Origin of the sequence: Solibacillus sp. FSL H8-0538 (assembly GCF_038003525.1) — a bacterium.
In the GTDB taxonomy this organism is placed as follows: Bacteria; Bacillota; Bacilli; order Bacillales_A; family Planococcaceae; genus JBBOPI01.
This window is the reverse complement of record NZ_JBBOPI010000001.1, coordinates 3,182,501-3,198,944: the sequence shown is the minus strand read 5'-3', so window position 1 is coordinate 3,198,944 and position 16,444 is coordinate 3,182,501. Positions and strand designations below refer to the sequence as shown.

16 protein-coding genes are annotated in these 16,444 nt (G+C 39.0%); 13 read left to right on the top strand and 3 right to left on the bottom strand.

Annotation, left to right across the window (positions count from 1 at the left end):
• Window positions 1-29: 29 nt before the first annotated feature.
• From mutY to MHH87_RS15375, 9 genes are all read left to right on the top strand, one after another.
• Window positions 30-1,076, top strand: coding sequence for an A/G-specific adenine glycosylase (mutY, locus tag MHH87_RS15415; protein WP_340750112.1), 1,047 nt, complete (start codon window positions 30-32; stop codon window positions 1,074-1,076).
• A gap of 68 nt (window positions 1,077-1,144) precedes the next feature.
• On the top strand, window positions 1,145-1,327 hold the full coding sequence (locus MHH87_RS15410; RefSeq protein WP_340750111.1) for a hypothetical protein: 183 nt from the start codon (window positions 1,145-1,147) through the stop codon (window positions 1,325-1,327).
• A 227-nt stretch (window positions 1,328-1,554) separates the two neighbouring features.
• Window positions 1,555-2,109, top strand: coding sequence for a nucleoside tri-diphosphate phosphatase (gene ntdP / locus MHH87_RS15405; RefSeq protein WP_340750110.1), 555 nt, complete (start codon window positions 1,555-1,557; stop codon window positions 2,107-2,109).
• Window positions 2,110-2,263: 154 nt separating this feature from the next.
• The gene (locus MHH87_RS15400) at window positions 2,264-4,009 is read left to right on the top strand and encodes an ABC transporter ATP-binding protein (protein ID WP_340750109.1); all 1,746 of its coding nucleotides are present in this window, start codon (window positions 2,264-2,266) and stop codon (window positions 4,007-4,009) included.
• A 414-nt stretch (window positions 4,010-4,423) separates the two neighbouring features.
• Window positions 4,424-5,440, top strand: a complete 1,017-nt coding sequence (locus MHH87_RS15395) for an ABC transporter ATP-binding protein (RefSeq protein WP_340750108.1) — start codon at window positions 4,424-4,426, stop codon at window positions 5,438-5,440.
• Complete coding sequence (locus MHH87_RS15390; protein WP_340750107.1) at window positions 5,415-6,395, top strand: ABC transporter ATP-binding protein; 981 nt, start codon at window positions 5,415-5,417, stop codon at window positions 6,393-6,395. The genes MHH87_RS15395 and MHH87_RS15390 overlap by 26 nt, the downstream gene beginning before the upstream one ends.
• A 27-nt stretch (window positions 6,396-6,422) precedes the next feature.
• Complete coding sequence (locus MHH87_RS15385; RefSeq protein WP_340750106.1) at window positions 6,423-8,051, top strand: ABC transporter substrate-binding protein; 1,629 nt, start codon at window positions 6,423-6,425, stop codon at window positions 8,049-8,051.
• 123 nt (window positions 8,052-8,174) lie between these two features.
• Complete coding sequence (locus MHH87_RS15380) at window positions 8,175-9,179, top strand: ABC transporter permease (RefSeq protein ID WP_340750105.1); 1,005 nt, start codon at window positions 8,175-8,177, stop codon at window positions 9,177-9,179.
• Between the two features lie 16 nt (window positions 9,180-9,195).
• On the top strand, window positions 9,196-10,089 hold the full coding sequence (locus MHH87_RS15375) for an ABC transporter permease (protein ID WP_340750104.1): 894 nt from the start codon (window positions 9,196-9,198) through the stop codon (window positions 10,087-10,089).
• A 45-nt stretch (window positions 10,090-10,134) separates the two neighbouring features.
• On the opposite strand, the gene MHH87_RS15370 is transcribed toward MHH87_RS15375, so the two are convergent.
• Both MHH87_RS15370 and MHH87_RS15365 read right to left on the bottom strand, forming a co-directional pair.
• On the bottom strand, window positions 10,135-11,229 hold the full coding sequence (locus tag MHH87_RS15370) for an FUSC family protein (protein ID WP_340750103.1): 1,095 nt from the start codon (window positions 11,227-11,229) through the stop codon (window positions 10,135-10,137).
• Window positions 11,230-11,318: 89 nt separating this feature from the next.
• Window positions 11,319-12,605: a glutamate-1-semialdehyde 2,1-aminomutase gene (locus MHH87_RS15365; RefSeq protein ID WP_340750102.1), complete on the bottom strand. Its 1,287-nt coding sequence runs from the start codon at window positions 12,603-12,605 to the stop codon at window positions 11,319-11,321.
• A 122-nt stretch (window positions 12,606-12,727) separates the two neighbouring features.
• On the opposite strand from MHH87_RS15365, the gene bcp reads away from it, so the two are divergent.
• From bcp to perR, 3 genes are all read left to right on the top strand, one after another.
• Window positions 12,728-13,198, top strand: coding sequence for a thioredoxin-dependent thiol peroxidase (gene bcp, locus MHH87_RS15360; protein WP_340750101.1), 471 nt, complete (start codon window positions 12,728-12,730; stop codon window positions 13,196-13,198).
• 84 nt (window positions 13,199-13,282) lie between these two features.
• Window positions 13,283-14,227 (top strand): D-2-hydroxyacid dehydrogenase, encoded by a 945-nt coding sequence (locus MHH87_RS15355; protein WP_340751021.1) that lies wholly within the window; start codon window positions 13,283-13,285, stop codon window positions 14,225-14,227.
• A gap of 185 nt (window positions 14,228-14,412) precedes the next feature.
• Window positions 14,413-14,859 carry a peroxide-responsive transcriptional repressor PerR gene (perR, locus tag MHH87_RS15350; RefSeq protein WP_340750100.1) on the top strand — a complete coding sequence of 149 codons (447 nt, stop codon included), beginning with the start codon at window positions 14,413-14,415 and terminating at the stop codon, window positions 14,857-14,859.
• Window positions 14,860-15,019: 160 nt separating this feature from the next.
• Here the strand turns inward: perR and MHH87_RS15345 are convergent, their stop codons facing one another.
• Entirely contained in the window at window positions 15,020-15,367 is a 348-nt protein-coding gene (locus MHH87_RS15345; RefSeq protein ID WP_340750099.1) for a YgzB family protein, read from the bottom strand.
• Window positions 15,368-15,504: 137 nt separating this feature from the next.
• Between MHH87_RS15345 and MHH87_RS15340 the strand changes: the two genes are divergently transcribed.
• Window positions 15,505-16,398 (top strand): nucleotidyltransferase-like protein, encoded by an 894-nt coding sequence (locus MHH87_RS15340; RefSeq protein WP_340750098.1) that lies wholly within the window; start codon window positions 15,505-15,507, stop codon window positions 16,396-16,398.
• The last annotated feature ends 46 nt before the right edge of the window (window positions 16,399-16,444 follow it).

Here is a 16,444-nt window from a genome sequence, read left to right as displayed (position 1 = left end):
AATAAAATCGAAATTCTTTGGAGGTTGCAGTGGAATATCAATATACGAAACAATTTCGACAAGGTTTAGTCGAATGGTTTAATGAAGAAAAACGAGATTTACCATGGAGACATACGAAGGAGCCTTATAAAATTTGGGTTTCTGAAGTCATGCTGCAGCAGACGCGTGTTGATACGGTTATTCCTTATTATAATCGGTTCTTGGAAAAGTACCCGACAGCTGAAAGTCTTGCCTATGCACCACAGGAAGAGCTGTTGAAAATGTGGGAAGGGCTTGGATATTATTCGCGTGCGCGCAATTTACAAGCGGGTGTAAAAGAAGTTGTGGAAACATATAATGGTGTCGTACCAGATAACCGTCCAGATATTTCAAAATTAAAAGGTGTCGGTCCATATACAGCGGGTGCAATTTTAAGTATTGCATACGGTAAGCCAGAGCATGCGGTAGACGGCAATGTCATGCGTGTACTAAGCCGCGTCCTAAATATTGATGCCGATATCGCGTTTCCAAAAACGAAAAAAATCTTTGAAGATGCGGTAATGATGCTAATCGATCCTGAAAATACATCTTCCTTTAATCAAGGGTTAATGGAGCTAGGTGCGCTTATTTGTACGCCGACTTCACCGAAATGCTTGCTGTGCCCAGTGCGTGATTATTGCACAGCATTTCAGGAAGGAAATCCAGCCAGCCTACCAGTAAAGACGAAAAAAACAAAGTCGAAAAATATTGATTTTGACGTATTTGTTGTACGCGACCGAGAAGGACGTTTTTTATTGGAAAAACGTCCGGAAGAGGGTTTACTTGCGAATATGTGGCAGTTCCCAATGGTAGAGCGACAAGGTGAAACATTAAAGACACTCGCACAAAATTATCAATTGACTGTCGATTTATTTTCCGTGCCAGTCTTAAAATTTATGCATGTTTTTTCTCATTTAACTTGGCAAGTTGAAAGTCATTTAGTTGATCTAATCGCGGTTAGTCAACTACCGGACAATGCGCGTTTTTTCTCGAAAGCAGAAATTGCTGAACTCCCGATGCCAGTACCGATGCTGAAAATTTGGGACAAGCTGAAATAATTATTTAATTTATCCGCATAAAGTGAACAGCTTCCGACCACAATAATGACCACGGAGGTGAATTCATTATGAAGCGAAAGAACAACAATCAAAACAACAATCCAAGCAACAATCAAGAAAAAAATCAACAACAGAAAAATCATCAAAACGAGGAATTTGGTGCTGAGCAAGAATTTAACAAGTTAAAGCAAAACCAGCAAAACCAGAAAAACCAACAACGCAATAACAATAACCAAAATAACGAATTCTAAGTATTTTGGTTTGCCAATGTGAATTCCCTAACAAAAAGGAAGCATCCGATTAGTCGGATGCCCCTTTTTCTTTATTATGGAAATACTCATTAAACGTTAATTAGATGGTCTTATTTTTACTTTGTTGCGAAAATTATGCGTTTCTAACTACAAGTTTTCTTTAAGCATTGCTATAATACAATAAAGACTGTAGATTATATAGCTTAGACGAAAAGGTGGGCTTCAAAATGGCATTACCAGTAGAAGGAGAAACGATTCAAATACATAGCTACAAGCACAATGGTCGTATCCACCGTGTCTGGCAAGAAACAATGGTTTTAAAAGGAACTAAAAATGTCGTGATTGGTGCGAATGAAAAAACCCTAGTAATAGAATCGGATGGTCGGACTTGGTTAACCCGAGAGCCGTCGATTTGTTACTTCCACTCGGAGCACTGGTTTAATATTATTTGTATGTTGCGTGAAGACGGTGTGTATTATTACTGCAATGTTAGTTCACCATTCGTTTATGATAATAATTCAATCAAGTATATAGATTATGATTTAGATGTGAAGGTGTTCCCGGATATGACCTATGCACTTCTAGATGAAGACGAGTACGAGCTGCATAAAAAGGAAATGGGTTACCCTGAAGTAATTGATAAAATTTTAAAACGTAATTTAACCATACTAATTAGCTGGATTCAACAAAGACGAGGACCATTTGCGCCAGATTTTATCGAAGTATGGACAAACCGATATGAGTTAAATCGTGATATCCAAGCTGATACAAATCCAGAATAAAAATGGGAGAAGCCTACTAGCATATGTCTAGTAGGCTTTATTCATGAAAACAAGTGGTGAGTACTATATAATTGATATTTAGGTAAACTTTTGACTTAGCGGTTAAGAAAGCATAACTTTCTAACCTATTATGATGTAAGGAAGTGAAGTAATTTTGAGTAGTATGAAAAGGTATATGCGATTCGTTAAGCCCTATAAATGGGAATTATTTTTAACGATTGCCATTGGTATATTAAAATTTGCCATTCCTCTTTTTACACCGTATTTAATAAAAATTGTTATTGACTCCATTATCGGCTCTGAAACGATGACGACAGCAGAGCAAACGGAGCAGTTATTTTATTGGCTAGGTGGGACAATTATTGTGTTCTTTATTATCCGTCCGCCAATTGAATATTACCGACAATATTTTGCACAGGATGTTAGTAATAAAGTGCTTTTTGATATCCGTAAAGAATTATATGGGCATTTACAAAAGTTAAGTTTAAAGTATTACTCAAATACGCGTGCTGGTGAAGTGATTTCACGAGTTATTAATGACGTTGAGCAGACAAAAAACTTTATTATGACAGGGCTTATGAACTTGTGGCTAGATCTTGCGACAATTTTAATTGCGATAGTGATTATGCTCGTAATGGATGTAAAGCTGACTGTTGTGGCGCTTCTTGCCTTCCCTTTCTATGCCTTTAGTGTGAAGTTCTTCTTTGGAAAATTACGCGCTTTAACACGTAAACGCTCACAGGCACTTGCAGGTGTGCAGAGCTACTTGCATGAACGTGTTGCCGGTATGAGCATTATTAAAAGTTTTACATTAGAAAATCATGAGCAAAAAATCTTTGATGATACAAATGGTGAATTTAAAAAAGCCGCATTAGATCATACACGCTGGAATGCCAAGTCGTTTGCTGTTGTGAATACAATTACAGATGTGGCACCACTGCTTGTTATTGGTTATGCAGGGTATCAAGTCATTCATGATCATTTAACAGTTGGGACAATGGTGGCGTTTATTGCCTATATTGACCGATTATATGGGCCACTACGCCGTTTAGTCAGTTCGTCGACATCACTTACACAATCGATTGCGTCGATGGATCGTATGTTTGAACTTATGGATGAAAAATACGACGTGCAAAATAAAAAAGGTGCGACTGAGCTTGCTACATCTCGCGGGAAGTTACAGTTTGACAACGTTTCATTTAAATACGAGGCAGATGGTAAAACAATATTAAATAATATCAATTTCACGATTAATCCCGGCGAAACTGTGGCCTTTGTTGGCATGAGCGGTGGTGGTAAATCAACAATCGTCAGCTTAATCCCGCGCTTTTATGATGCGACAGAAGGGGCTGTGAAAATCGATGATGTTAATGTGAAGGATGCTACATTACGATCATTACGCTCACAAATAGGAATTGTATTACAAGACAATATATTATTTAGTGATTCGGTGAAACAAAATATCTTAATGGGTAAGCCGGATGCAACAGATGAAGAAGTGATTGCAGCAGCAATGGCTGCGAATGCTCACGAATTCATAATGGGATTACCGGAAGGCTATAATACAAAAGTTGGCGAGCGAGGCGTGAAATTATCGGGTGGTCAAAAGCAGCGTGTGGCAATTGCACGTGTGTTCCTAAAAAACCCTCCGATTCTTGTACTTGATGAAGCAACGTCAGCACTGGATTTAGAAAGTGAAGCACTCATCCAAGACTCACTGGAACGCTTAGCGCATGACCGTACAACGATAGTAATTGCGCACCGCCTCTCTACAATTACACATGCAGATACAATTTTCGTTATTGATCATGGAGAACTTGTTGAACAAGGGAACCACGAAGTATTGATGAGTAAAAAAGGCGTATATAATAATTTATTCCAAGTTCAAAAATTAGATTAGAAAGCTGCCTAGCCATTTTTTCGAAAATGGTGCTAGGCAGCTTTTTACTTTGAAGGAAAATAGTATACCAAGGTCACGCAGATATAGCGATCGACCTAATACCCTCTTCACGCAACTTTTTAGTGCAATATTATAAGGGGAGGGGAGCTTCCTTTTCTAATAAATAAAATAAAATAAAATCTTGTAAGAGCTGACTTCGGTATGAACACGGGAGTCAGCTTTTTTTGATATCTTTCTAATACTCATTTTTCTTAATAGTAAGTCTACTTAGAGAAATGTGGTTAAAAGAGAATTAATGTATATTTACAAAGATAAAATACATTATCGTAAAGTAGAATAATTGAATAATAGTTCGAATTAGTATATTATAGAAAAAAATTCCACTTTAATTTTCAGAAAAAGGGAGGAAGCTACATGAGTCGAAACGTCATTCTTGAAGTGAAGGATTTAGAAACGACTTTTTTTACGGACGATGGTAATATTGCTGCCGTTGATCATATTAGTTTTGCTATTCATGAAGGGGAAGTACTGGCTATCGTTGGTGAATCTGGCTGTGGAAAAAGTGTTACCTCACTTTCAATCATGGGGCTAGTACCAAGTCCGCCAGGTAAAATTACTTCTGGTGAAATTTTGCTTAACGGCAAAGACTTAACCACTTTGTCTGACAAGCAAATGCGTTCGATTCGGGGCAAGGATGTAGCGATGATTTTCCAAGAGCCTATGACCTCCTTAAATCCATTATTTACAATTGGTAACCAGCTGACAGAGGCGATTTTAATACATAACAAAAAGTGGTCTAAAAAGCAGGTTAACGCAAAGGCAATCGAAATTATGAAGCTCGTTGGACTACCACGTGCTGAAGAACTTATTAAAGATTATCCGCATCAATTATCCGGTGGCATGAGACAACGCGTCATGATTGCAATGGCACTTGTTTGTGATCCTAAAGTATTGATTGCTGATGAGCCAACAACTGCGCTGGATGTAACGATTCAAGCGCAAATTTTAAAACTAATGAAGGAATTAAATGCACGTTTAAATACAGCAATTTTATTAATTACCCATGACTTAGGCGTTGTTGCAGAAACTTGTGAGCGTGTCATCGTCATGTATGCGGGGCAAATTGTTGAGGAAGCGCCGGTTGTCGATATTTTTCAAAATCCTCAGCATCCATATACAAAGGGGCTCATTCAATCTGTGCCTGATATGCGGTATAAAAAAGATACATTGTATTCTATTCCGGGTAATGTACCAAAACCAGGCTCGATTAATATCGGGTGTCGTTTTGCACCGCGTTGTGAGTTTGTGACAGAACGCTGCACAATAGAAAACCCATCTCTCTACAAAAAGTCCGATTCGCATGAAGCTAGATGCTTTTTACTAGATGAGAAGGAGGGGATTAGTCTTGTCGAAAGTACTGTTGAAAGTTGAAAATTTGAAAAAGTATTTTCCGATTCGTACTGGGATGTTTGGTCGTCATACTGGGGATGTAAAGGCAGTTGATGATATTTCCTTTGACTTGTTTGAAGGGGAAACACTAGGCATTGTAGGAGAGTCAGGGTGCGGTAAGTCTACTACTGGGCGCGTTATTATGCGTCTATATGAGCCTACTGAAGGTAAGGTTACGTTTGACGGTGTGGAGTTAACAAATCTATCTCCTGAAGAGATGCGAAAAGCTCGTCGTGAAATTCAAATGGTGTTCCAGGATCCGTATGCCTCACTAAACCCAAGGCATACAGTAGAAAAGATATTAGAGGAGCCACTCATTGTTCATGGTATTGGTCGTGCGGAAGAGCGCAAAAAAAAGGTAATCGAATACTTGGAAATTGTTGGGCTGAGTGCCTATCATGCAAAACGCTATCCACACCAATTTAGTGGTGGCCAGCGCCAACGTATAGGAATTGCCCGAGCGCTCATGACGAATCCAAAGCTCATTATTGCGGATGAACCAGTGTCTGCACTTGATGTTTCAATTCAGGCTCAAGTATTGAATTTAATGCAAAGGCTACAGGATGATTTAAACCTTACCTATATTTTTATTGCGCATGATTTAGGGGTTGTCCGCCATATCAGTGACCGAGTAGGTGTTATGTATCTTGGGCGCATGGTAGAGCTAGCAGAAAGTGAATTGTTATATGAACAGCCATTGCATCCATATTCGCAGGCATTGTTATCCGCGGTACCCATTCCGGACCCTCTATTTGAGCGCACACAAATTTTATTAACGGGTGATATTCCGAGCCCGTCCAGTCCTCCGGCAGGTTGTACTTTTCATACACGCTGTCCATTTGCGATGGATATTTGCAGCAAGATAGTACCGCAATTTTTGCAAGTTAAACCTGGTCATTCTGTTGCGTGTCATCTATATAGTGAAACGCAGCAATGATAATAGATATCTAGGGAGGTTTTCAAATTGAAAAACAAGAAGTTTTGGTCATTTGGGCTATTTTTATTATTAGCTCTATCTATGGTATTAGCAGCTTGTGGCTCGGATACAGAGAAAGAGGAGACAAGTACAACGACGGCTCCAACTTCAGAAACAACAACTGAAGAAAAGGCTGCGCCGCCTCAGGTTTTAGTATTCGGACGCGGTGGAGATTCAGTGTCGTTAGATCCAGCAATTGTAACAGATGGCGAGTCATTTAAAGTAACTCAAAACTTATTTGAAACATTGCTAAATTTTGGTGAACAAGATACAACAATTAATCCTGGTTTGGCAAAAGATTGGGAAGTAAGTGAAGATGGTTTAACATACACTTTCTATTTAGAAGAAGGTATTCAATTCCATGATGGCACAGACTTCAATGCTGAGGCAGTTGTGAAAAATATTAACCGCTGGAAAGCTGGAACAGAAGAAGATTTCTATTATTTCAATTCAATGTTTAAAGCTGAAGGAGCGGATGTTATCACGGATGTTGTAGCAGACGGCGATCACAAGGTTATCTTCACGCTATCTCGCCCACAAGCTCCGTTCTTAAAAAATATTGCGATGAGCCCGTTCGGTATCGCATCGCCAACTGCATTTGAAGCGGCAGGCGACAAATTTGGTGATAATCCAGTAGGGACAGGTCCATTCAAATTTGTAGATTGGAAGCGTAATGATTCAATCACAATTGAAAAATTTGATGGCTATTGGCAAGCAGGATTACCAAAGCTAGATAAAGTTATATTCCGATCAATTCCAGATAACTCCGCACGTCTTAATGCACTCACTGCAAATGAAATTGATTTAGCGGACGGTATTAACCCTTCAGATGGTGCAACAATTGAAGGGAACTCAGCGCTTCAGTTAATCGAACGTCCATCGATGAATATTGGTTACCTTGGGTTAACGAATACTCGTCCACCATTTGATAATGTCTTAGTACGACAAGCGGTGAATTATGCAATTGATCAGCAAGCAATTGTTGATGCATTCTTTGAAGGACGTGCACAAGTAGCGAAAAACCCAATGCCTCCTTCAATTAGTGGCTATAACGACGATATTGAAGGCTATGCATATGACCCAGAAAAAGCAAAAGCATTACTTGCAGAGGCTGGCTATGACGGTAAGGAAATCGAGCTATGGGCAATGCCGGTACCACGTCCTTATATGCCAGACGGTGCAAAGGTTGCTGAAGTTATCCAGAAAAACTTAGCAGACGTTGGAATTCCATCGGAAATCGTAACATTTGAGTGGGCAACTTACTTAGAGAAAGCGAAAAACGGTGAAGCCGATGCATTCATGCTAGGTTGGACAGGTGATAATGGAGATGCGGATAATTTTATCTACACATTGCTGGATAAAGATAATATCGGCAGTAACAACTACGCGTACTACTCAAATGATGAAGTGCATGATTTATTAATCGCTGCTCAATCTGAAGTGGACGAAAACAAACGTATTGACCTTTACAAACAAGCACAAGTAATTATTCATGAGGATGCGCCGTGGGTTCCACTTGCACACTCAACACCATTACTTGCTGCAAAAGCGGGAGTAAAAGGTTTCTTACCACATCCAACAGGCTCAGATAAATTAGACAATGTTTCAATTGAGTAGCTTTACAATATTCAGTGGGTGTTAAGGCACTATCTGAATTGAGGCTTTGATTGGTGAAAGGGGAGGTGAATGGCCTCTCCTTTTTTCTAAATTCAACATGAATTTGATGAAGGGGTGAAGGAGATGCTTCACTACATAGGGAAACGCCTATTGCATTTAATTCCAGTATTGCTGGGGATGACGTTTATTGTGTTCCTTATTATTCGTGCGATACCAGGAGATCCAGCGCAGGTCATTTTAGGTCAGCAGGCAACGGCAGAAGCAATTGCTGCATTGCGGGATAAGCTTGGCTTAAATAATCCGTGGTATGTGCAGTACTTTGATTATTTAAAAGGGATTTTGACTGGTGATTTAGGAGATTCACTTCGAACGAGACAGCCAATAATATCAGAGGTTTGGCCATATTTAGCTGCAACGTTTGAGCTTGCAATTTTTGCGATGATCATTGCAGTCATTATTGGCATGAACGCAGGCATTATTTCAGCCTGGTTCCAAAATTCATGGTTCGATTATATTGCGATGATCGTAGCACTTATTGGTGTATCCATGCCAATCTTCTGGCTTGGATTAATGGAACAATGGATTTTCAGTATTAATTTAGGATGGCTTCCAACGTCGGGACGAGAAGAAGTACGAGATCCAGTAGCGGCCATTACGCACTTATATTTAATTGATACTTTACTACAGGGAAGATTTGATCAGTTTTTAATTGTAGTAAAACATTTAATATTGCCAGGGCTTGCGCTTGCGACAATTCCTACAGCCATTATTGCTCGTATGACGAGAGCATCAATGCTTGAAGTAATGCGTTCGGATTATGTACGAACTGCACGAGCGAAGGGGCAGAAAATGTTAATCGTCATTTATAAGCATGCACTAAAAAATGCGTTCATTCCTGTACTGACGATTATTGGTTTACAAACTGGGTTGCTACTTGGTGGTGCAATCTTAACAGAAACAATTTTTAGCTGGCCTGGCATTGGACGTTATATTTACGAGGCGATAGGTTACCGTGATTACCCGGTTATACAGTCAGGTATTTTAATCGTGGCATTCTTATTTGTGATGATTAATTTAATTGTTGATCTTTTATATACAGTTATTGATTCAAGGATTAAATACAACTAGGGAGGGGGCGTGCACTATGTCTGAAATTGTACCGAATGTACTAAAAAATGTGCCTGATCGGGATCAAACAGCTGGTCCATGGAAGGAAGCATGGCGAAGCTTCAAAAAAAGTAAATCGGCACTAGTGGGAACAGCGATTGTTGCATTCTTTGTATTACTAGCTATTATTGGTCCGTTTATTGCACCACAAGGCATAAACGACCAAAATTTAAGCATGCGTCTGCAGCCCCCGTCTGGTGAATTTTGGTTTGGTACAGATGATTTAGGTCGTGATATTTTTTCACGTATTTTGCACGGAGCACGAATTTCACTAACGGTGGGCTTAACGGCCGTCTTAATGTCCTCAGTTGTAGGCAGCTTTTTGGGAATTATTGCAGGCTATTATGGTCGTTGGGTAGATACAATCATCTCACGTATTTTTGATATTATGCTAGCATTTCCAAGTATTTTATTAGCCATTGCAGTTGTTTCGATTTTAGGACCTTCTTTGCGCAATGCGTTAATTGCGATTGCTATTATTAACGTACCAAATTTCGGTAGATTAATTAGGTCACGTGTTCTGACGATTAAAGAGGAAGAATACATTCATGCTGCACGAGCTATTGGGATGAAAAACTCGCGCATATTATGGCGACATATTTTACCGAATTCCATGACCCCAGTTATCGTACAAGGAACACTGGCGATTGCAACGGCGATTATTGAGGCAGCTGCGCTTGGGTTCTTAGGCTTAGGAGCTGAGGCACCGCAGCCGGAATGGGGGAAAATGCTTGCGGATGCGCGGATGTTTTTAATGAATGCACCTTGGGCAATGATTTTTCCGGGACTTTCAATTATGCTCACTGTCGTTGGGTTTAACTTAATGGGCGATGGACTGCGAGATGCGCTAGATCCGAAAATGAAAAACTAAAAGGTTGGGGAATTGCGGGCTTCCGCATTTCTCCAACCTTTTCAATTAATAAAATTCAGCTTCTAAGTCGTTGTTTTTTTCATTGCTATGATAGCTACGATAGGAAACGATCAGCGTATCTAAATGCTCAAGGTTTTCTTCGTAATCTAAAATACGAGATAAAATGTACAGAAGATGATAGTTTGAAAATTGTTGTTCCGTATCTTCATCTGCTTGTGCAATCGCAATTTGTTTAATGAAAATTTCCATTAACTCGCTACCTTGTAAATACTCCTCGTGTCTCGTCCATTTCGAATGCTCCGGACGAAGCTTCCCTGTATATTTAAGTAGCAATTGCTCATGGTATGTGAGTAAGAAATCAAGACGTTCCTGAATCATTAATTGAAAATTCTCAGGTAAGTTGCCTAACTCATTCTCGTGCTTGTGAAGACGTTGCAACAGTTCCAAACTTTTTTTCGATGTTAAGATCATTTGACGATAGATAACGAGTTTACGTGCTTTCACATACTTTTGGTTTTTAAAATAGCTACGTTCCTCTTTGTAAAAATCATACATCGTATTTAATTCTAGTTTGCGAGAGTTTAATTTTGTTAAAGCCATTTTTGTTGATGTATGCTCACTCGCTTGACGTACAGCTAGTCGAGTCCAACGAATAATATCATCCTGTAGTGAGTTAATCATTGTGAATAGTTTTACCTCATAACGTGGTGGTAAAAATACTAAGTTGACAATAAATGCGGCAAATACCCCGAGCATGACCGTACCAAAACGGATTAGGCCAAACATAATAAATTCATCACCTTGTACTTCCATCACGGCAACAACCGTTACAAGTGCAAGGGAAATAGATTTTTCTAAATTGAATTTCATCATGATGCCAATTACGATAATGGCAGCTAAACCAATCGCTACAATATGATGACCAAATATGATGCCGAAAATAACGGCAATCGTCGCTCCTATTAGATTACCTTGAACTTGTTCAAGAATTGATAAATAAGAACGATAAATGGAAGGCTGAATCGCAAAGATTGCGGCGATTCCTGCGAAAACTGGCGAAGGTACTTGAAGTAGCTCTGCTAGAAATAACGCAAAAACAATTGCAACACCAGTTTTTAAAACGCGGGCACCTAATTTCATAGAAAATTAAGTCCTCTCTTTCTATTCGTATTAGAAGTACATACTTTACCGAAGTTTGTCACTGTGGTCAACGGAAGCTTCTCTAATTTTTACAATTGTGAAAATGCAAAGTCAACAGCAGCAATTGTTTCGATAATATCTTCTTCTGAATGCTCAGTTGTTAAGAACCAAGCCTCGTACTTTGATGGTGCTAAGTTAATGCCTTTTGACAGCATTAATTTAAAGAAACGGCCGAAAATTTCACCATCAGATTTTTCAGCTTGGTCATAGTTTTCTACAATTTCATCAGTGAAATAAATTGTTAAAGCACCTTTAAGACGATTAACAGTAATCGTCACGTTATGTTTAGCGGCAGCTTCTAAAATGCCTTTTTCAAGAATTTCTCCTAGACGGTCCATCTCTTCATAAATGCCTTCTTGTTTTAATACTTCAAGACAGGCAATACCAGCTAACATTGACGCTGGATTACCCGCCATTGTTCCCGCTTGATAAGCTGGTCCAAGTGGGGCAACCGTTTCCATTACTTCTTTACGCCCGCCGTAAGCACCAATTGGTAAACCACCACCGATTACTTTGCCCATAGCGACTAAATCTGGTTTTAACCCAAGCATTGTATGAGCTGAACCATAGTGGAAGCGGAATGCAGTAATAACTTCATCATGAATTGTTAAGGCGCCGTGCTCTTGTGCTAGTGTATGTACATGCTCAAGGAAACCTGGTTTTGGTTCAACAATACCGAAGTTCCCAACGATTGGCTCGATTAAAATACCAGCGACTAAATTGCCCCAACGTTTCATTGCCAATGTGAATGCCTCTGGATCATTGAACGGTACTGTAATAACTTCTGTAGCTACTGATTCTGGTACACCAGCTGAGTCAGGAGAACCAAGCGTTGCTGGACCAGAACCGGCCGCTACTAAAACTTGGTCGAAGTGGCCGTGGTAGCAACCGGCGAATTTAATGATTTTTGTGCGTCCAGTGAAAGCACGAGCGATACGAACTGTTGTCATTACGGCTTCTGTACCAGAGTTATTAAAGCGTACTTTATCTAATGTAGGAATTGCTTCTTTTAACATTTTTGCAAATGTCACTTCATACTCAGTTGGTGTTCCGAAAAGTACACCTGTCTCAGCTGCGTGTGCGATTGCTTTTGCGATATGAGGGTGACCATGACCTGTAACGATTGGACCATATGCAGCTAAGTAGTCAATATAACGGTTGCCATCAACATCCCAAAAGTAAGATCCTTTTCCGCGTGCCATTGCAACGGGCGCACCACCACCTACTGCTTTATATGAACGAGACGGGCTATTTACACCACCGACAATATGTTCAAGTGCTTCTTTATGAAGTAGTTCTGATTTTATATGATTCATTATTTTTTGCCTCCAATTAAATAGTTCCCTTCTATTGTAGTCTTAAATGCATTTTTACGCCAAAGAAATTGAAACGTGAGGCCGAGTTCGGTACGATAGAGAAAAAGTAAGGAGGGATTTTGTTGGTGAATTTAATAAATCAGTTAGCGCCGCAATTTTCTTTAATAAATGAAGCAGGCAAAATGGTAAACTTAAAGGACTTCAAAGGAAAAAACGTTGTGCTCTATTTTTATCCAAAAGACATGACACCTGGCTGTACGACAGAAGCATGCGATTTCCGTGATGCACATGAAGATTTTTCACGATTAAATGCAGTGATTCTAGGAATAAGCATGGATGATGAAAAGAAACATACGAAATTTATTGAAAAACATGGCTTGCCGTTTTCACTGTTAGTTGATGAGGATCATGCGGTTGCAGAAAGCTACGGTGTATGGGTGCTGAAGAAAATGTATGGGAAGGAATATATGGGCATCGAGCGCTCGACGTTCCTAATTAACGAAGAAGGCGTAGTTGTGAAAGAATGGCGCAAGGTGAAAGTGAAAAACCACATTGAACAAGTATTATCATTTTTAGTAGATAAGCAAGCATAAGTTTCTTATCTACCTAAAAAAGAAATTCACCTCGTCCATGTTGGCTCGAGATGTGTCTTTCTAATGAAAAGGGGAGTAAGTATGATGAGAGTGTATTTTACGTTCGAACCGAGGAAGGATTTAAGTCAGCGGCTAGTAGAAGAGTTTCCACAAGTTGAATTTGTATTTGATGCACGGTTACGCAATGAAGAGTTAGCCCAGGCTGAAGTTCTCGTTACATATGGGGAAGATTTAACGGAAGAACATATAGCGATAGCTGAAAAGCTGGAGTGGATTTTTGTCGCATCGGCCGGCGTTGAAAAAATGCCTACTGAAGCAATTGCTAAACGTGGTATTTTTGTTTCGAATGTGCGTGGTATTCATAAAAAACCAATGACTGAATCTATTTTGGCGCATATTTTAGCATTGAAACGTGCCTTGCCGTTTATTTATGAGCAACAGAAAAAGGGTGAATGGAATAAGAAGGCACATCTTTCTGAACTAAATGGAAGTACGGCTTTAATTATAGGACCTGGGGCAATTGGTTCTGAAATTGGCCGTATATTACAAGCGTTCGATGTATACACGATTGGTTGTAATCGGAGTGGCGAGGACGCGCCATTTATGAATGAAACGCATTTCCTTGGCGATGTTGTTCAGCATTTACCAAAGGCGGACATTGTTATTTCGATGCTACCGTCAACAAAGTATACGAAACATTTGCTCGGTTATGAGCATTTTGAATTAATGAAGGAATCGGCAATTTTTATGAATTTCGGTCGTGGCGATGTTGTTGCTACAGATGTGCTTATTCAAGTAATGGAAGAAAAGCTAATTGCGCATGCAGTATTAGATGTGTATGAAATAGAGCCGCTACCATCAGATAGTCTGTTATGGAAGCAAGATAATGTGACACTTTCCCCCCATTTTTCGAGTCATTCTTCGCGATACGTGGAGCGCAGTCTTGAAATTTTCAAGCCAAGCTTACACAAATGGCTACAAGGTGAACATGATTTAGAAAATAAAGTAAACTTGCTCCGCGGTTACTAATTGAGAAAATTCACTCTCGCATAAGTGATTTCTAGTAGGTATTTTCAATTAGCCTATATAAAAAATTAATGTTTCTAAATTATCTCCTTATCGAACAAGCAATTGTTGACAAGCTGTGGATAAATTCGATACACTATTTGTAACAATTATAAATTAATAATATGTATGAAAAGAGGTGCATGACGATGTCTGAAATGCATTTAAAGGATGCGCTAGACACGTTAAAGACTACTGGTGTAAGAATTACTCCGCAGCGTCATGCGATTTTAGAATATTTAATTCATTGTATGATTCATCCTTCAGCTGATGATATATATAAAGCGCTGGAACACAAATTCCCTAATATGAGCGTAGCAACGGTTTATAACAATTTACGTGTATTCCGAGAAGTAGGCTTAGTCAAGGAATTAACTTACGGAGATTCTGCAAGTCGATTTGATTTCGTAACAGGCGATCACTACCATATGATTTGCGAATGTTGCGGTAAAATTGTCGACTTCCATTACCCAGGCTTAAACGAAGTGGAGCAGTTTGCATCACATGTAACAGGCTTCCAAGTAAATTCTCACCGTCTAGAAGTATATGGAACTTGTCCGGATTGCCTAAAGGGCGAAGAGGAAAAAGCGTTATAATAAATGAACCTAGTAACAATTATGTTGCTAGGTTTTTTAGTGGATAAAAAAGAGAACTTGCGTATCTACATAATATAGGATGTCATCTCCCCTAATTTTTGAGAGAGACGTATACAATCAAAAAAGACGCCAACTAAGAGAACTTAGTGACGTCATTGAGTTATTGTTTTTTAGTATTGTATGATTGATCGAACTCTTTGCCTTCAAGTGAAGCATCTAATGTAAGTGGTTCGTTACAGTACATGCACATATCCACGCGGCCTAGTACTTTTGTCCATTTTTCACAGTTCGGGCATACGACTTGAACGGCTTTTGTAGAAAGTAAGCCAATCCATCCGTAAACCGCTGTACTACCAATAATACAAAGTAAACCGACCGTCATGAAGATTAAGACTAAAATTTGATTCTCTCTAAAGAAGATGGCGCCATACATAATGACGAAACCGAAAAAGATAAGCGCTAGTGCAAATGAACGGATTTTATTTATTTTATTTTTATATTTTTTCATTTAGTTTGCCCCCCCAATATACAATCTACTATAACATAAATTGAATTTATTTTAGAATTATAATCTATTTAAAGGGATTCTTATGTAGGTTGTCGAAACAACATACAACAGATGTTATATTTTTAGGAGGACTTTTTATGGAACACATTTTGCGCCCTATTTATCAGGAACGCGCGAGCCAACCGGATACATTAGGTGTAATTTTAATAAATAAAAGAGAAGACGCTGCAAATATAACAGATACGTTTGATGCTGTTCTTCTTATAGTAGTAAAAGATGCGGAACACCCAATCTATTCGAAGCACTACATGTACGGTGATTCAAAGATGGTCATGCACATTTTGACAGAGGAACGTTTACGTAAATGGATCTTCATCGGTTCCAATAAACGCCTTGTGGATTGGATTTTCTACGGTAAAATCATGTTTGACCGCAATGAATTTTTATTTAAGCTACGTTCTGAATTACAAGAGTTCCCGTTTTTCGGACGGAAGCTAAAAACAGGGATTCAATACTCGAAGCTAATTCGACGTTACTTAGAAGGAAAAGAGCTATTCGAAAACGGCCATCATTTGGATGCGTATAATCATGTCGTGGCTTCCTTACATCATTTAGGACGTCTTTCTATTATAGATAGCGGTTTATATCCCGAAGTTACTGTATGGGCGCAAGTGAAAAAAATTGAACCAGCTATCTATAAACTATATGAAGAATTGATTATGAGTAATGAAAGTTTAGAAAAGCGTTTAGAACTACTTTTCCTAGCAAATGAGTTTTTAATCAACTCAAGAACACATGATGGCGCGCAACATATTCTCGAGACGATGTTAGGACAGTCGACTTGGACAATTCAAGAATTACATGATCATCCTGAACTAAGCTATTACTCAGTAGACCTTGAAGTTTTCGTGGAGTACTTAATAGATAAAGGATATATAATTATGGAACCTGTAATTGCTAAAAATGAATCGGTATTTCATCGTCATTATTGTGTGGATAAACAATTCGTTGAAAGCGAATATGGCTTGTAGTATAGTGTTCGAGGCGGTTTTAATAACGCTTCGAACTTTTTTTATA